The 16,666-nt window shown below is 74.7% G+C and carries 12 protein-coding genes and 3 tRNA genes; 8 read left to right on the top strand and 7 right to left on the bottom strand.

Translation table 11 applies throughout. The features are described from left to right. Positions 1–159 precede the first annotated feature (159 nt). From ABT263_RS10645 to ABT263_RS10625, 5 genes are all read left to right on the top strand, one after another. Complete coding sequence (locus ABT263_RS10645) at positions 160–1,104, top strand: PAC2 family protein (RefSeq protein ID WP_352289789.1); 945 nt, start codon at positions 160–162, stop codon at positions 1,102–1,104. Between the two features lie 144 nt (positions 1,105–1,248). After that, on the top strand, positions 1,249–2,229 hold the full coding sequence (locus ABT263_RS10640) for an SGNH/GDSL hydrolase family protein (protein ID WP_352289786.1): 981 nt from the start codon (positions 1,249–1,251) through the stop codon (positions 2,227–2,229). Between the two features lie 137 nt (positions 2,230–2,366). After that, positions 2,367–3,677 carry a deoxyguanosinetriphosphate triphosphohydrolase gene (locus ABT263_RS10635; protein ID WP_329487526.1) on the top strand — a complete coding sequence of 437 codons (1,311 nt, stop codon included), beginning with the start codon at positions 2,367–2,369 and terminating at the stop codon, positions 3,675–3,677. Between the two features lie 53 nt (positions 3,678–3,730). Continuing rightward, a complete protein-coding gene (gene dnaG / locus ABT263_RS10630) occupies positions 3,731–5,638 on the top strand; it encodes a DNA primase (protein WP_352289783.1) in 1,908 nt (635 codons plus the stop codon). Positions 5,639–5,812: 174 nt separating this feature from the next. Then, on the top strand, positions 5,813–6,985 hold the full coding sequence (locus ABT263_RS10625; protein WP_352289780.1) for an RNA polymerase sigma factor: 1,173 nt from the start codon (positions 5,813–5,815) through the stop codon (positions 6,983–6,985). Here the strand turns inward: ABT263_RS10625 and ABT263_RS10620 are convergent. From ABT263_RS10620 to ABT263_RS10605, 4 genes are all read right to left on the bottom strand, one after another. Further along, positions 6,982–8,049, bottom strand: a complete 1,068-nt coding sequence (locus ABT263_RS10620; protein WP_352289777.1) for a helix-turn-helix domain-containing protein — start codon at positions 8,047–8,049, stop codon at positions 6,982–6,984. The genes ABT263_RS10625 and ABT263_RS10620 overlap by 4 nt on opposite strands. A gap of 413 nt (positions 8,050–8,462) precedes the next feature. Then, the gene (gene gad, locus ABT263_RS10615) at positions 8,463–9,866 is read right to left on the bottom strand and encodes a glutamate decarboxylase (RefSeq protein ID WP_352289774.1); all 1,404 of its coding nucleotides are present in this window, start codon (positions 9,864–9,866) and stop codon (positions 8,463–8,465) included. Between the two features lie 112 nt (positions 9,867–9,978). Beyond that, positions 9,979–11,412, bottom strand: a complete 1,434-nt coding sequence (locus ABT263_RS10610; protein WP_352289771.1) for an FGGY family carbohydrate kinase — start codon at positions 11,410–11,412, stop codon at positions 9,979–9,981. Between the two features lie 107 nt (positions 11,413–11,519). Continuing rightward, positions 11,520–11,843, bottom strand: coding sequence for a hypothetical protein (locus tag ABT263_RS10605; RefSeq protein WP_352289769.1), 324 nt, complete (start codon positions 11,841–11,843; stop codon positions 11,520–11,522). A gap of 218 nt (positions 11,844–12,061) precedes the next feature. On the opposite strand from ABT263_RS10605, the gene ABT263_RS10600 reads away from it, so the two are divergent. Together ABT263_RS10600 and ABT263_RS10595 are read left to right on the top strand one after the other, a co-directional pair. Then, a tRNA-Asn gene (locus ABT263_RS10600) sits at positions 12,062–12,134 on the top strand. A 61-nt stretch (positions 12,135–12,195) separates the two neighbouring features. Beyond that, positions 12,196–12,268: transfer RNA gene (locus tag ABT263_RS10595), tRNA-Asn, on the top strand. A 143-nt stretch (positions 12,269–12,411) separates the two neighbouring features. Here ABT263_RS10595 and ABT263_RS10590 read toward each other — a convergent pair. Together ABT263_RS10590 and ABT263_RS10585 are read right to left on the bottom strand one after the other, a co-directional pair. Further along, positions 12,412–13,155 (bottom strand): trypsin-like serine peptidase, encoded by a 744-nt coding sequence (locus ABT263_RS10590; RefSeq protein ID WP_352289766.1) that lies wholly within the window; start codon positions 13,153–13,155, stop codon positions 12,412–12,414. A 103-nt stretch (positions 13,156–13,258) separates the two neighbouring features. Then, positions 13,259–14,104, bottom strand: a complete 846-nt coding sequence (locus tag ABT263_RS10585; protein ID WP_352289763.1) for a trypsin-like serine peptidase — start codon at positions 14,102–14,104, stop codon at positions 13,259–13,261. A gap of 192 nt (positions 14,105–14,296) precedes the next feature. Between ABT263_RS10585 and ABT263_RS10580 the strand changes: the two genes are divergently transcribed. Beyond that, positions 14,297–14,370, top strand: a tRNA-Ile gene (locus ABT263_RS10580). 193 nt (positions 14,371–14,563) lie between these two features. Here the strand turns inward: ABT263_RS10580 and ABT263_RS10575 are convergent. Beyond that, positions 14,564–16,615, bottom strand: a complete 2,052-nt coding sequence (locus ABT263_RS10575) for a hypothetical protein (protein ID WP_352289760.1) — start codon at positions 16,613–16,615, stop codon at positions 14,564–14,566. Positions 16,616–16,666: the final 51 nt, after the last annotated feature.

Raw genomic sequence — 16,666 nt, 5'->3', positions numbered from 1 at the left:
GGCGCGCCGCCGGGGCACCCCGGCGGGTCGCCGGGCGTTCCCCGGGGAAGCGGCCGCGCGACGGCCGCGGCCGGCGGGAATTCCGGCGGCGTCCGGCACGCTGGAGACGACGACAAGCCGGTACCGGTCGACGAGTAGAGAACGGGGTGTGGGTGCGCGGTGCGTGATCCCCAGGAGCTGTACGAGCTGGATCAGCAGGGCGTGGCCGCCGTGGCCGCGGCGAAGGCCGCGCTGGCCGACACCGGCGCGGGCCTGGTGCTGCTCCACCACTTCGAGGGCTTCATGGACGCCGGCGAGGCCGGCGGCCAGGTGGTCGCCCACCTGCTGGAGGAGGGCGAGCCGCAGGTGGTGGCCCGCTTCGACCACGACCGCCTGGTGGACTACCGGGCCCGCCGCCCCGCGATGCTGTTCGACCGCGAGCACTGGGCCTCCTACGAGCCGCCGGAGATCCTCCTCCAGCTGGTCCACGACGCGGCCGGCTCGCCGTTCCTGCTGCTCACCGGGCCCGAGCCGGACGTCGAGTGGGAGCGCTTCGGCGCCGCCGTGCGCCGACTCGTCGAGCGCTTCGAGGTCCGGCTGACGCTGGACTTCCACGGCATCCCGATGGGCGTGCCGCACACCCGCCCGGTCGGCCTGACCCCGCACGGCACCCGGCTGGACCTCGCCGCCGGCTACCCGCAGTGGTTCGAGCAGGCCCAGGTGCCGGGCAGCGCGCAGGCGCTGCTGGAGTACCGGCTGGCCGAGGCCGGGCACGACGTGCTGGGCTTCGCCGTGCACGTGCCGCACTACGTGGCGCGCTCGGCCTACCCGGCGGCCGCGGTGCTGATCCTGGAGGCCGTGCAGTCCGCCACCGGCCTGGTGCTGCCGGGCACCCGGCTGCGCGAGCGGGTGGGCGAGGTGTACGCCGACATCGAGGAGCAGCTGGCCCACGGGGACGGCGAGTTGCGCTCCGCGATCCGCGGCATGGAGGGCCAGTACGACGCCGTCGCGGGGGCGGAGGGCCGGGAGAGCCTGCTGGCCGAGCCGGTCGACCTGCCGTCGGCGGACGAGCTGGGCCGGCGCTTCGAGCAGTTCCTGGCCGAGCACGAGCGCGGCCCGGAGTAGTCCGCGCGCCGGCGTCCGCCGGACTCTCCGCCCCGGGCGGGAGAGTTCGGGCGCCGTCGTTCGTTGGCGGTGAGGTGCCCGGGGGACGGGCCGCCGTGAAGAGATTGCGTCGCCGGCTCCGGCCCCCGGGGGGATTCCATGTCCGTGTCCACACGCCCGACCGCGGTTCTGGCCGCCGGGCTGGCCGCGCTGCTGCTGGCCGCCTGCAGCGGCGGCGGTGCCGCGGGTACCGCTGCCCGGTCACCGGGCGGCCCCGAGCCGGTGCGGGCCACCCCCACCCCGACCCCGCTCCCCACCGGCCCCTACGTCGCCCTCGGGGACTCCTACACCTCCGGGCTGAAGATCGCCCCGCAGGTGGGCGAACCGAGGGGCTGCGCCCGCTCGGCCGTCAACTACCCGTCCCTGGTGGCGAAGGCCCTCGGCCTGGCGGACGACCGGTTCAAGGACGTCAGCTGCAGCGGTGCCCGCACCGGGGACCTCACCGGCTCCCAGGAGACCGACGGCGGCGGGGTCAACCCGCCGCAGCTGGACGCGCTCTCCCCGGCCACCCGCCTGGTCACGGTCGGGATCGGCGGCAACGACGCCGGGTTCATGGAGGTCGTCGGCGAGTGCGCCAAGGAGAACCTGGCGGACGTGGTGAAGAGCCTGATCGGCTCGGGGCGGGCGCCGGCGCCGTGCAAGGACCACTACGCCTCCGCCGGCGGCGCCGCCGACCAGGTGCAGCGCAAGGTGGACACCGCCGGCGAACGGCTGGGCCAGGTGCTGCAGGAGGTCAAGCGCCGCTCCCCGCAGGCCCGCGTCTACGTGGTCGGCTACCCGGTGCTGCTGCCGGCCGACCCGGCGAGCTGCGTACCGGTGCTCGGCCGGGCCCTGGCCGCGGCCGACCTCGGCTTCATCGCTGAGAAGGAGCAGCAGTTGAACGCGATGCTCAAGCGGCGCGCGGAGACGGCGGGCGCCGTCTTCGTGGACGCGGCCGCGTCCTCGGCCGGTCACGACATGTGCGCCGGCGAGGCGGCCCGCTGGGTGGAGCCGCCGTTCCCGGCCCCCGGGCTGGCGGCGATCCACCCCAACGCGAGGGGCCAGGAGGGCGTGGCAGCAGCCGTGTTGAAGGCCGTCCGGGGCTGAGCCCCCGCCGGCCGGGGCCGGTCCGGCACTCGGCCGGACCGGCCCCGGCTGGACGGCCAGGGTTCACGTCCCGGCCCGCACCCCTTCGCGCGCGGCACATCCCGGCTGTCGGAGCGGCGGCGTACGGTGATTGGCATATGGACGACACTGCACACCGCCTCCCCGACGCCCCGTTCCCGTACGACCACGCCGCCGAGGCCCGCTGGGTGCCCGAGCCGGACAAGCGCCCGGGCCGGACGGCCTTCCAGCGCGACCGCGCCCGCGTGCTGCACTCCGCGGCCCTGCGCCGACTCGCCGGCACCACCCAGGTCGTTGCCCCGATGCGCAGTGACTTCCCCCGGACCAGGCTCACTCACTCGCTCGAATGCGCCCAGGTCGGGCGGGAGTTGGGCGCCGCCCTCGGTTGTGACCCGGACCTCGTCGAGACCGCCTGCCTGGCCCACGACATCGGCCACCCGCCGTTCGGCCACACCGGCGAGGAGGCCCTCGACCAGGCCGCCGAGGCCTGCGGCGGCTTCGAGGGCAACGCGCAGTCGCTGCGCATCCTGACCCGCCTGGAGCCCAAGCGCTTCGCCCCGCAGGACGAGCAGCCCGCCCGGCTCGCCCCCTGGCCCGGCCGCAGCGTCGGCCTCAACCTGACCCGGGCCGCACTGGACGCCGCCACCAAGTACCCCTGGACGTACGGCGCGCACCCGGTCGACCCGGCCTCGTCCAAGTACGGCGTCTACGCCGACGACCTGCCGGTGTTCCGCTGGCTGCGGGCCGGCACCCCGCCCGGGCGCAAGTGCTTCGAGGCCACCGTGATGGACTGGTCCGACGACGTCGCCTACTCCACCCACGACGTGGAGGACGGCCTCCAGGCCGGCCACATCGAGCCGGCCGTGCTGCGCGCCCCGAGCGAGCGCGCCGAGCTGTTCAAGGTGGCCGAGCGCTACGCGCCGGACGCCGAGCCCGAGGAGCTGGCCGCCGCGCTGGACCGGCTGCTCGGCCAGGAGTGGTGGCCCAGCGCCTACGACGGCTCGGCCCGCGCCCGGGCCGGGCTGAAGGACCTCACCAGCCAGCTGATCGGCCGCTTCTGCCTGGCCGCCGAGCAGGCGACCCGGGCCCGCTACGGCCCCGGCCGGCTCAGCCGGTACGCGGCCGAGCTGGTGGTGCCGCGGGACGTCCGGCTGGAGTGCGCGGTGCTCAAGGCCGTCGCGGTGCGCTTCGTGATGCAGCGCGACGAGCAGGCCCAGCTCCGGGCCCGCCAGCGGATCGTGATCGCCGAGCTGGCCCACGTCCTCGCCGAGCGGGCGCCCGAGGGCCTGGACCCGGTCTTCGCCACCCTCTACCGCGAGGCGGAGGACGACCGCGGCGCCCTCCGTGCGGTGATCGACCAGATCGCCACCCTCACCGACGCCTCCGCCCTGGCGCTGCACGCCAGACTGGTGGGGCCGCCCCGGTCGTGAGGGGGCCGCCCCGGCGCGGTCGGTAACCCGCGCCGCCCCAGTAGACTTCCGGGGTGGCCGGGCGGATCAGGGACGAAGACGTACAGGCGGTGCGGAGCGCACTGCCGATCGACGTGGTGGTCGGCGACTACGTACAGCTCACCAACGGTGGCGGTGGCGAGTACAAGGGCGTCTGCCCGTTCCACGACGAGAAGTCCGCCTCCTTCTACGTGAACCCCGCCAAGGGCGTCTTCCACTGCTTCGGCTGCCAGGAGAACGGCGACACGATCGCCTTCCTGATGAAGATCGAGCACTTCACCTTCGCCGAGGCCGTCGAGCGGATGGCCGCCCAGGCCAACATCACGCTCCGCTACGAGGAGGGCGGCTACAGCCCCCGCCACCAGCAGGGCGAGCGCACCCGGCTGGTCGAGGCGCACAAGGTGGCCGCCGCCTGGTTCCGGGAGCAGCTCGGCTCGCCGGAGGCCGAGATCGGGCGGCGCTTCCTCGCCGAGCGCGGTTTCGACGAGGCGGCGGCGGCGACCTTCGGCGTGGGCTACGCCCCGGCCGGCTGGGAGAACCTGGTCCGCTACCTGCGCGGCAAGGGCTTCAGCGACAAGGAGATCCTGCTCGGCGGCCTGGCCTCGCAGGGCCAGCGCGGCGGCCTGATCGACCGCTTCCGGGGCCGGCTGGTCTGGCCGATCCGCGACATCGCCGGTGAGACGGTCGGCTTCGGCGCCCGCCGGCTGCGCGAGGACGACAACGGCCCGAAGTACCTCAACACGCCCGAGACGCCGATCTACAAGAAGTCCCACGTGCTGTACGGCATCGACCTGGCGAAGAAGGAGATCGCCAAGTCGGGCCGGGCGGTGGTGGTCGAGGGCTACACCGACGTGATGGCCTGCCACCTGGCCGGGGTCACCACGGCGGTGGCCACCTGCGGCACCGCCTTCGCCGAGGACCACATCAAGATCATCCGCCGGCTGCTGATGGACACCTCCCAGTACCGCGGCGAGACGGTCTTCACCTTCGACGGCGACGCGGCCGGCCAGAAGGCCGCCCTGCGGGCCTTCGAGGACGACCAGAAGTTCGCCGCCAAGACCTCCATCGCGGTCAGCCCCGGCGGCATGGACCCGTGCGACCTGCGCCTGGCCAAGGGCGACGAGGCGGTCCGGGAGCTGATCGACAACCCCGTCCCGCTCTTCGAGTTCGCGCTGCGCTCGGCCGTCGCCCGGCACCGGGTGGAGAACCCGGAGGGCCGCTCGGCGGCCCTGGAGGAGGCCGCGCCGATCGTCGCCAAGATCAAGGACCGCTCGATCCAGCACGAGTACGCCGTCCGGCTGGCCGGCATGCTCGGCATCCTGGACGAGCAGTTCGTGGTCCGCCGGATCTCCCAGCTGGCCCGCTGGGAGCGCGAGCGCCAGCAGAACCCGCGCGCCAACGGCCAGCAGCGCCGCCCCGAGCAGGCCCAGCCGGTCCGCTCCGCCCCGCCGGCCTTCCGGCTCAACCCGCGGGACCCGGCCCAGTTCGTCGAGCGCGAGCTGCTCAAGCTGGCCCTGCAGCACCCGGACCTGGTCAGCCCGGCCTTCGACCACTACGGCGAGGACGAGTTCCCCACGCCGCCGTACACCGCCGTGCGCCGCGCCATCGGCCAGGCCGGCGGCGCCGCGTACGGGGCCACCCTGGCCGACTTCACCAGCACGGTCCGCGAGGCGGCCCCGGACGACCGGGTCCGTTCGCTGGTCACCGAGCTGATCGTCGAACCGGTGCGCTCGCGCCGCAAGGTGGACGCGATCTACGCCGGGGAGTTCCTGGTCAAGCTGCGGCTGCTGGCGGTCGACCGCCGCGTCGAGGAGGTCCGCGGGCACCTCCAGCGGCTCGGCACCCGGGCCTCCGCCGAGGAACTGCACGCGGTGCAGACCGAGCTGTGGCAGCTCCAGCAGTACGGGCAGAGCCTGCGCAGCCGGGGCGCCGCCGCGCTCTGACGCCGGGTCCGGTCCGGCGCCGGCGCGGGTGCCTCCCGGAGGAGCGGCCCTCGCGGCCCGCCGGAGAAAGTCCGCGCACGAGTCTCGGCCACGAAGCGTGGCGTACCGCACACTGGAGGGCGTCCCACCTCCGTCCAGCGCGCGGGTCCGCCAGAGTCGCGCCCGCCCCGAGGGATGCCCGTGGACCAAGGCCTAGCCGCGACCGCCCGCCCGACCACCGATCCGCTCGCCCCCCACGACGACGACCACGGCCGGGCCGGCCCGCCGCCCGCCGACGGTGCCCGGGTGCCCGCGCAGGGCCTCCCGGATGGCCACCCCGGGGCCGCCGACCCCGATCCCGATCCCGTGCCCGCCGCCGGTCGGGCGGCGGAGCCGGGGTCCGAGGCCGAGCCGGACCTCGACGCCGAGCCCGACCCCGGCCCGGCGGGCGCCACCGGCCCGGCGGCGGACCTCTTCCGCCAGTACCTGCGCGAGATCGGCCGGATCCGGCTGCTGAACGCCGCCGAGGAGGTGGAGCTGGCCCGCCGGATCGAGGCCGGCCTGTTCGCGGAGGAGCGGCTCCACCGCGAGCCGCCGCCCCCCGACCCGCTGGCCGGGGAGCTGGACACCCTGGTGGTGACCGGGCGGATCGCCAAACGGCGGCTGATCGAGGCCAACCTGCGTCTGGTGGTCTCGGTCGCCAAGCGCTACATCGGCCGCGGCCTCACCATGCTGGACCTGGTCCAGGAGGGCAACCTCGGCCTGATCCGGGCGGTGGAGAAGTTCGACTACGCCCGCGGCTACAAGTTCTCGACCTACGCGACCTGGTGGATCCGCCAGGCGATGAGCCGGGCGCTGGCCGACCAGGCGCGGACGATCCGGGTGCCGGTGCACGTGGTCGAGCTGATCAACCGGGTCATCCGGGTGCAGCGCGCGCTGCTCCAGGAGAGCGGGACCGAGCCGGGCCCGGCCGAGATCGCCGTCGCCCTGGAGCTGACCGAGGCCCGGGTGCGCGAGCTGCTCCGGCTGGCCCAGGAGCCGATCTCGCTGCACACCCCGGTCGGCGAGGAGGACGACGTCGCGCTCGGCGACCTGATCGAGGACGCGGACGCGGCCTCACCGGCCGAGTCCGCCACCTTCCTGCTGCTGCGCCAGCACCTGGAGGCGGTGCTGGCCACGCTGGGGGACCGTGAGCGCCAGGTCGTCCAGCTCCGCTACGGCCTGGACGACGGCCGCCCGCGGACCCTGGAGGAGATCGGCGTGCTGTTCGGCGTGACCAGGGAGCGGATCCGCCAGATCGAGTCCAAGACCCTGGTCAAGCTCCGGGAGCACGCCTTCGCCGAGCAGCTCCGCGGCTACCTCGACTAGGAGCTGGGCACCGGGGCGGCGGGGGTGGCCGGCGGCGAGGCCGGGCCGATCGGGATCGGGGTCGAGGCGATCATCTCGGCCAGCCCGGAGACGCCCGCCGTGCAGGCGTCCCCGGCCGGCTGGTGGCCGCAGACCCGGAAGGTGGCGTTCGGGTCCGCCGCGTTCACCATCGCCGAGTAGTTGTCGTAGCCCCAGTGGATCAGCGCCGTCTCGGTCTCGCCGCCGCTGCTGGTGATGGTCGCCCAGTCGTCCGGCGCGCCCTCGGTGATGGCGGCCCAGGCGGCCTGGCAGCGCTGGCTGTAGCGGAGGTAGATCACCACCTTGCCGATGTTGCCGGTCAGCAGGGTGCGGGCGTCGGCGCCGCAGCCGGTCGCCTTGGGGTCCTTGTGCGAGCAGCCCATCGCCTGGCAGGACGACTCGGTCGGGGCGGTCCGCGCGGTCGGGGTGGCCGTGGTGGTCGAGGACCGGCCGGACCCGGTGACCTGGGCGACGGTGGCCGGTTCGGCGCCGTCGCCGCGGGTGTAGTGGACCCCGGCCAGCACCATCAGGGCGGCCACCGCGGCCGCGCAGCCGACCAGGGCGACCGGCCGCCGCCACCAGCGGACGGACGGCGCCGGCTCCGGCCGGTCCTCGACCACCGGTTCGGCGCCGTCGGGCTCCGCGGGTTCCGCCTCCGGTTCCGGGGCCGGGTCCGCCCCGGCCCCTTCCACCGCCGGCACCTGGACCGCCGGGCCGTCCGGGTCCGGGGACGCCTGCGCCTCCGTGTCCGCCGGAACGCCGTCGGTACCGGCCGCGTCCCGCGCACCCGCCGCGGTCTGCTCCCAGAGCGCCCGCAGCGCGGGGCCGTCGCACTCGACCGCCCCGATCAGGGCGTCGAGCGCCTGCTCGGTGACGACCCGCTTGCCGTTCAGCCAGCGCTCCCAGGAGGCCCGGCTGTAGTGGGTCCGGGAGGCGAGCTCGGAGAGCGAGAACCCGGTGGCGTCCTTGACCGCACGGAGCTCCTCCGTCAGGCGCCGCGCGGGCACGGAGAGGTCGTCCGGCAGTTGCTTCCAGGCGGAGCCCATTCGGTCAGTCCCAACATCGGAGGCGGGCGGCGGAGGCGCCGGAAGGGCCTGAAGGGGCTCCGGCCCGGGCCGTGGGGGCCGCTCCCGTGTCTCCAACCTCATCGGCATGTTGTCCCAAACACCAGGTCCTGGCCCTGAGACGGACGGAAGTGTCTCACAACCCCGGCTGACGCTCGAACAGGTGCCTGGTCGTCATGCAGAGTTCTCTCACCGGTGCGTTTCGCGGTCCGGATGTTTCGTCCGGACACCGCTTTCCAGGCCGGTCCCCGACGTCCCGATCCCCCACCGGACGTGGCAGCCTCGCGGGGGGAGGCTGCCCCGTCCGAGGGACGTACGGCGGGGGAGGGCGCTTCTGTGCGCCCTCCCCCGCCGTGGTCACGGGCCCGCCCGCGCCCGCCTCGGCCGAGCCGGTCTCAGTGGTGGAAGGCCGTCCTGGGCGGCACCCCGTACTCCTTGAGCGGGCGGGGCTGGCTCCGCAGCTCCGGCAGCAGCCGGTCGAGGTCGGCGAGCAGCAGGTCGGCCAGGTCCCGGGAGAAGCCGTTGCGGCAGACCACCCGGAGCACCGAGAGGTCCTCCCGGTCGGCGGGGAAGGTGTACGCCGGTACCTGCCAGCCGCGCTCGCGCAGTCTCCGCGAGACGTCGAACACGTCGAAGGTCACCTCCTCGGAGGTGGTGAAGGCGAAGACCGGCAGTTCGTCGCCCCGGGTCAGCAGCCGGAAGTCGCCGAGCGCCTCGATCTGCCCGGCCAGGTAGACCGCGACCTCCCGGCAGGCTCCCTGGACGGCCGTGAAGCCGCTGCGGCCCAGCCGCAGGAAGGTGTAGTACTGCGCGATCACCTCCGCGCCGGGGCGGGAGAAGTTCAGCGCGAAGGTCGGCATCTCCCCGCCGAGGTAGTTGACCCGGAACACCAGCTCCTCGGGCAGCGAGTCGTGGTCCCGCCAGAGCGCCCAGCCGACCCCGGGGTAGACCAGGCCGTACTTGTGGCCGGAGGTGTTGATCGAGGCGACCCGCGGCAGCCGGAAGTCCCAGACCAGCTCGGGGTCCAGGAAGGGCGCGACCATGGCGCCGGAGGCGCCGTCCACGTGGACCGGGATGTCCAGCCCGGTGCGCTGCTGCAGCGCGTCGAGGGCGGCGCTGAGCTCCGCCACCGGCTCGTAGGAGCCGTCGAAGGTCGAGCCGAGCACGGCCACCACCCCGATGGTGTCCTCGTCGCAGAGCGCCAGCGCCTCCTCCGTGCCGAGGTGGAAGCGCTCGCCGGCCATCGGCACGAGGCGTGCCTCGACCTCCCAGAAGGTGCAGAACTTCTCCCAGCAGACCTGGACGTTGACGCCCATCACCAGGTTCGGGCGGGCGCCGGCCGCGTACCGGTCGGCGTTGCGCTTCATCCAGCGCCGCTTGAGGGCGAGGCCGGCCAGCATGCAGGCCTCGCTGGAGCCGGTGGTGGAGCAGCCGACCGCGGTGCTCGGGTCGGGCGCGTGCCAGAGGTCGGCGAGGATCGCCACGCAGCGCCGCTCCAGCTCGGCGGTCTGCGGGTACTCGTCCTTGTCGATCATGTTCTTGTCGAGGCACTCGGTCATCAGCCGGGTGGCCTGGACCTCCATCGACGTGGTGACGAAGGTCGCCAGGTTCAGCTTGGCGTTCCCGTCCAGCATCAGCTCGTCGTGGATCAGTTGGTACGCCGTGTCGGCTGCCACCGGGCCGTCGGAGAGGCGGTGCAGCGGCGGGGCCAGCTCCATCGCGCTCAGCGGGTCGGCGGAGCCGACGAACGGATTGACGGACAGCCGGCGGTCGTCGCCGGTCCCCTTGTGCAGCGCCATGTGCTCCTGTCGCCCTTCGCTCCGGTGACCGCGTCGCTCCTCACGCTGCCACCGCCCACCGGAAGGCGCATCTCCACGACGCGGCACGCCCGCTCCCGGGCCGCCGGGCGGATCAGGCGGCCGTCTCCGGGTGGATCTGCTCGCGGGCGGCCCGGTACTGCTGACGGACCGCCGAGCCGACCGGCAGGTCCTGCTCGGCGTCCGGCGTGACGGTGACGGCCTCCGGCAGCTCCCAGCGCGGCGGTTCGGGGGTGCCGGCCAGCGCCCAGGCGGCCTGCCGGGCCGCGCCGCGCGCCGCGTGGGCACCCGGCGGCGGCACCACGACCGGGATGCCGAACAGCTGCGGGGCGATCTGCCGCACGGCCGGCAGCCGCCCGGTGGCGCCCAGTAGGAAGACCCGCTTCACCCCGACGCCCTGGGCGCGCAGCACGTCCAGCGCGTCCGCGAGGTTGCAGAGCATGCCCTCGACGGCGGCCCGGGCCAGGTGCTCGGGGGTCATCGACTCGGCCCGGAGCCCGGTCAGGGTGCCGGCCGCGTGGGGCAGCGCGGGCGTCCGCTCGCCGTCCAGGTAGGGCAGCAGCACCAGGCCGTACGCGCCGGGGGAGGAGCGCAGGGCCAGGTCGCTGAGGCCGTCCAGGTCGCAGCCGAGCATCGCCGCCGTGGAGCGGAGCACCTGGGCGGCGTTCAGGGTGGCGACCATCGGCAGGTGGCGGCCGGTGGCGTCGGCGAAGGAGGAGACCAGCCCGGTGGCGTCCACCACGGCCTGCTCGTTCACCGCGAAGATCGTCCCGGAGCTGCCCAGCGAGACCACCGCGTCGCCGGGCCGCAGGCCCAGCCCGAGCGCGGCGGCCATGTTGTCGCCGGTGCCGGCCGAGATCAGCAGGCCCTCGGGGGTGTGCCCGGCGGGTTCGGCGGGGCCGAGCACGTCGGGCAGCCTCAGCTCGTGGCCGAGCGCGAGCTCCACCAGGTCCTGCCGGTACTCACCGGTGATCGGCGACCAGTAGCCGGTGCCGGAGGCGTCGCCCCGGTCGGTGGTGCGCCGCTTGGGGTGGCCGAGCAGTTGCCAGACCAGCCAGTCGTGCGGCAGCAGCACCTCGGCCACCCGGCGGGCGTTGGCCGGTTCGAACTCGGCCAGCCAGCGCAGCTTGGCGATGGTGTACATCGGGCCGGGGACGGCCCCGATCGCCGCCGTCCAGGCCGCCGGGCCGCCGAGCGCGTCCAGCAGCGCGGCGGCGGCGCCGCTGGAGCGCGGGTCGTTCCAGAGGATCGCGGGGCGGACCAGGACGCCGCCGGCGTCCAGGCCGATCATGCCGTGCTGCTGCGCGCTGACGCCGATCGCCCGGACGCCCTCCAGCAGACCACCGGCGGCGGCGTCCCCCAGCGAGTGCAGCCAGACCTGCGGGTCGGCCTCACCGGCCCGCAGGTCGGCCGCCTGCGGCACGGGGTGCGGCGCCTTGCCGGACCGCAGCACCGCGCCGGTCTCGCTGTCGCACGCGACGATCCGGGTGCGACCGGTCGAGCTGTCTATCCCCGCGACGATGGCCATGTCGAGATCATGCCTCAGCGCACGTCCGGACGCTGCCAGGCCCGGTAAGTGTTGCTCGTTCGGTACCGCTCCGGAGCCGCGCCGGCCTCCCCGCCGTCACCGCCCGGTCACGGGCGGAAGGTACCCCAGCTGTCGTCCTCGACCCGGGTGCGGTTGAAGTACGACACCCGGTCGGTGACGGCGTTCGGCAGCTTGTCGCCGACCTTGTCGGCGACGGCGCCCGCCGCCTTCCCGGCCACCGCGCCGGCCTGCTGCTTGGCCTTGTCGGCCGCGCTCTGCACCTTGGGGTTCCGGGCCACCTGCCGGGTGGCCTTGGCGATCTGTTCGTACCGCTGGCGCCCGGCCCGCGAGCCCAGGATGTAGCCCGCCGCGAGTCCCACGGTCAACGACAGCTTCCACATGATCGGATTCCACCCTCTCCTGGCGGCCATTGCCGCAATGCTCTACCCGTTCAGCGGGGCGGCGAACCGTCCGCGCTCCCCAGCATCCCCGGGTGCCGCGCCGGGCGCGCGCGGGGCACGCCGGGCAGGGGGTCCGCCGGGGCGGCCGGGGAAAGCGATTGGCGGACCACCCCCCCGAGTGCGCTAATGTATGTCCCGCAGCGAGCGCCGAGGAGCCCGGGGAACCGGGGGCCGAAGCGGAAGCTCGATCCCCCATAGCTCAATTGGCAGAGCAGCCGACTGTTAATCGGCAGGTTATTGGTTCGAGTCCAATTGGGGGAGCTCAGGTGGCGGGCCTTCGGGTCGGCCGTCCTGGCCGTGGTGCGACTGTGGTCCACCGCGATCCCGCATAGCTCAATTGGCAGAGCAGCCGGCTGTTAACCGGCAGGTTTTTGGTTCGAGTCCAAATGCGGGAGCTTCACCGGGCCCGCCCGGTGAGTGCTCAGAGCGAAGGCCCCCCGGTCACCGGGGGGCCTTCGTGTTTCCCCGACTCGACCTGACCCGACCCGACTCGACCTGACCCGACCGGGCCGGCCCGACCGGCCCGGGGCAGTCGGGGTCAGGCGGTGGCCTGCCGGTACAGCTCGGCGACCCGCTCGTCGAAGGTGACGCTGTACGAGGTGCCGGGCGTCTCGCCGCCCTCCTGGTAGCCGCCGATCACGCCGACCACCGCACCGGTCGTGGTGACCCAGGGGCTCCCGCTGGTGCCGTCGGTGTAGCCGCCGCAGTCGAAGCGCTCCTGGGTCGGACTCTGTGAGCGGGTATGTGCCGAACAGGTGATCGGTTCATCGCTTCCATTGGGATACCCGGTCACCGAGACGGCGAGGCCGAAGCCCTGGCCGGTGCCGAGCGGGTTGCCGCCGACCGCGTCCTCGACGTCCCGCCCGCCCGCCGCCCGCAGGGTGACGAAGGCCACGTCGTACTCGGGGTCGTCGTCGGAGGCCCAACGCGGATCCACGGTGATCGACTCGACCGGCCAACTCCCGTACGGCGAGTACCCGTTGCGATAGCCGGGGGTGAACACCAGGCCGTCCAGCAGGCCGATCCGGCGGCTCTGCACGCAGTGCGCGGCGGTCACCAGCAGATTGCGCCCGGGGCTCTGCACCACGCTCGCCGTACAGGCCCGCGGGCCCTGCGGGGTCCGCACCGAGAGGGTGCCGATCCGGTCGCCCACCGGGCTCCGCGGCGCCACCTCGGCGGTCGGCGCCCGGTCGCTCCCGCCGCAGGCGGCGCCGGCCAGCAGCAGGGCCGCCAGGGCGGCCGCCTGGGCCGTGCGCGCGGGCCGTACCGGGCGGGAGTCCATCGGGGCTCCGTCTCGTCCTCGGGGCGGGCCCTGCCGGTCCTGCGGTCCGCCGTTCGTGAGGAAGATCTACCAGGCCGGGCGCGGCGACGCCAGCCCGGCCCGGTCAGCCCGTGGCCCGGTCGTAGAGGGCCCGCACGCGGTCGCCGAAGTAGCAGCTGTACGAGGTGTCGGGGCTGTTGCCGCCCTCCTGGTAGCCGCCGATCACGCCGACCACGGTCCCGGTCCGGGTGTCCGGGTCGAAATCCGTCACCCAGGGGCTGCCGCTGGTGCCGCCGGTCCAGTCCGGGCAGTCGATCCGCAGCTGGGAGGGGCTCTGTTCGGAGGTGGTGTTGCTACAGGTGATCGGGACGTCGCTGGTGCCGGGGTAGCCGGTCACCTTCACCGGCAGCCGGTGGCCGCGGTCGACGCCCAGCCGGTTGGCGCCGAGCACCTGCTGCACCTGCCGGCCGCCCTGCGGCTGGACCACGGCGAAGGCGACGTCCACGTCCGGGTCGGCGCCGTCCTTCCAGGCCTGGTCGACGGTGACGGCCAGCAGGGGCCAGACGCCGCTCGGGGTCTCGCCGTCCCGGTAGCCGGGGACGAAGACCAGGTCGCCGCGCTGACCGAGCTTCGGGTCCCAGACGCAGTGCGCGGCGGTGACGATCAGGTTCAGCCCGGCGCTGTCGACCACGCTGGCGGTGCAGAAGTGGTCGCCGTCCGCGTTGCGCGTGAAGACGGCGCCGACCAGGCCGTTGAGCACGGTGGGCTTGGCGGTGCGGGTGACGCCGGTGTGCCGGGCGAGCGCGCCGCGCAGCCGCTCGCTGCTCCAGCCGTGGCTGTCCGCGGGGGCCGTGGCCGGGTGGGAGCTCACCGTCGGGGTGGCGCCGCCGGGGCCCGCCGCCGTGGTGCAGCCCGCCGCCGCCAGGACCGCCAGCGCGGCGCCGGCCGCCGCCAGCTCACGTACCGTCATCCGCCCAGGCTCCCGGGGCCGCCACGGGCCCGCCAGCGGGGCTGCTCCGGCCGGGGAGGCGTGAGTGTCCGGGCGCACCCATGTGCGCCCCCGGCGCGCACCACGGGTGATCGACCGGCTATGCTGCCCGGGACGGCCTTCCGGGGCCGTCTGCTGCTGCCGTGACCGGGTCACCGGCGCGCGCGGCGAACCGGGGCGGTAGCTCAGCCGGTTAGAGCAGGGGACTCATAATCCCTTGGTCGTGGGTTCGAGTCCCACCCGCCCCACCTTTCGCCCGGACGACCGGGCTTGACCAGGTGTGGTCATCTGCACGAACTCTAGTGACCGGCGACGGCGGCGACTGTACCGACAGGCCGGGAATCACCCGAATAGGGCCGCTTCGAAGCCACGTTGACGCCCCCGGCGGCCCACGGGCCACCGGGGGCGTTCCGCTGTCGGGCGTGGCGGCCCGCTCCGCCGTCAGCCGAGCCGGGCCGGCTCCACGACCAGGTCGCCGTCGCCGTCCTTGCGGAGCACGGAGACGGCCAGCTCCGGGTGCTTGCCCCCGGCGGTCAGGACCCGGAGGTCGGCGAGCAGCTGGGAGGAGTCGTCGACGAAGAACCTCAGCGGCTCCGGGGAGGTGGCCGCGAAGTCCAGCACGTCCTGGGCGCTGCGGCGGTGCAGCGCCCACTCCCAGGCACGCCAGGAGCGGCCCTGGTCACGGTTGAGCACGCCGAGCCAGAGGTTGTCCTCGGCCGATCCCCAGTCCTCCACCGTCTCGCCCCAGGCGCGGCTCCCGGCGAGGGAGACCGCCACCCGGCCGTCCCCGGCGCCGCTCGCCTCGATCACGGCGACCCGCTCGGCGACGCCGGGGCGGGCCGCCTCGCCGCGCAGCAGGTCCCGGCCGGCGCTGCCCGCCCAGCCGGTCCGCCCGCCGTCCGGCTGGGCGTTGCTGACGACGGTGAAGGTCAGGCAGCCCGCCACGGCCACCACGGCCGCGCCCGAGCGGAGCCGGGCGGCGCCCGTTCCGCCCGTCGTACCGGGGTGCTGCCCGGCCAGCGCCCGGCGGCCGAGCATCGGCAGCAGCGCGGCGGCGAAGCAGATCAGCCCGACCACCAGCAGCTGGTGGAGCATCTTCTCGTAGAAGTAGGACGTCACGCCGACGGTGGCCAGCTGGTACTCCATCACGCCGAAGCAGAGCAGCGAGACCGCGGTGAGCGAGAGCAGGGCCACCCGGCGCGGCCGGTTGGCGCGCGCGCCGCGCGTCAGCAGGGCGGCGAACGCGGCCACCACGAGCGGCAGCAGGAGGTGCCGGCTGACCGGGCCGATGCCGCCGGGCAGCGTCAGGACGTCCGCGGAGCCGGCCGACTGGTGGTTGACGTACGGCGGGAACAGCGCGAGCGCGCCGCCGAGCAGGGCGACCGGCAGCACGGTCGCCCAGTGCCGGAGCCAGCCGCGCCGGTTCACCACGGCCCAGGCGAGCACCGTGGCGGCGGCCGCCGGGAGCAGCAGGTAGTGGCCGAAGGAGACGCCGACCGTCAGCGCGGCCAGCACGGCGGCCTGCTCGCGGGTGCGGTCGAGCGGGCGGATCGCCAGGCCGACCAGGAGCGCGAGCAGACCGAGGGCGAAGAGCTCGCTCAGGAAGCCGCGGCTGTGCAGACGGGGCAGTTCGGCGACGATCAGGTAGGCGGTGGCCGGGACGGCGAGCGCCAGCCCCCGCCAGCCGCGCAGCGCGGGCCCGGCGGCGCGGCGCACCGCCCACAGGACGGCTGCCGCCAGCGCGGCCGTGACCAGGGTGAAGAGTGTGACGAACAGCGACGCCTGGGCGAGCGGCGCCCCCCGGTCGGTGCCCCCGTGCAGGAAGCTGGTCACCACCGCCAGCGTCAGGTGGCTGCCCTGCGGGTAGGTGCCGAGGCCCAGCGTCACGGTGTCGAACGCCGCGTCCCGCTGCAGGGAGGCGAGACCGCCCAGGCGCAGGATGGTGTCGTAGAGGGCCGCGTGGCGGCCGAGGTCCTCGGCCTCCAGGACGGTACCGAGGCGGCCGACGGCGTCCCGCCGCAGCAGTGGGTAGAAGAGGAACACGGCGGCCGCCGTGGCGCCGAGGAGCACCGGGCGGTCGCGGACCGGGACGACGCGGCGCAGCCGGGCGCGCAGCGGCTGCGGGCCGGTGGGCGCTTCCGGAGGGCGGACCAGCCGGAGCGCGGCCAGCGGGAGGGCGGTGGCCTCCGCCAGCGCGACCGGGTGGAGGCCCCAGGGCCAGTAGCCGGTCAGCAGGCCGAGCGCGCAGGCCCAGCCGATCAGCAGGCCACCGGAGATCATCAGCCGGTCGAAGGCGGTGGCCCGGGAGCGGATCAGCGACGCGGCGGCGAACCAGACGAGTGCGAAGGTCACCAGGTCGGCCGAGGCCAGGTGGAGGACCGGCGGGAGCCCGAGGAGGGCGGCGGCGAACCAGAGCTGCCGGGAGTCCGGGCGGCGGCGGTCCCGCGGAACGCGGAACCGTCCACCCCCGGCGGAACCCTGTCCCGTCGTCACCGGATCCTCCACAGATCTGACGGGCGTCGCGATCGACATCTATCCCCCATG

Origin of the sequence: Kitasatospora sp. NPDC001603 (assembly GCF_040298365.1) — a bacterium.
Lineage (GTDB): Bacteria > Actinomycetota > Actinomycetes > Streptomycetales > Streptomycetaceae > Kitasatospora.
Note: the sequence above shows the minus strand (reverse complement) of the source record. Positions and strands in the feature narration are given on the sequence as shown.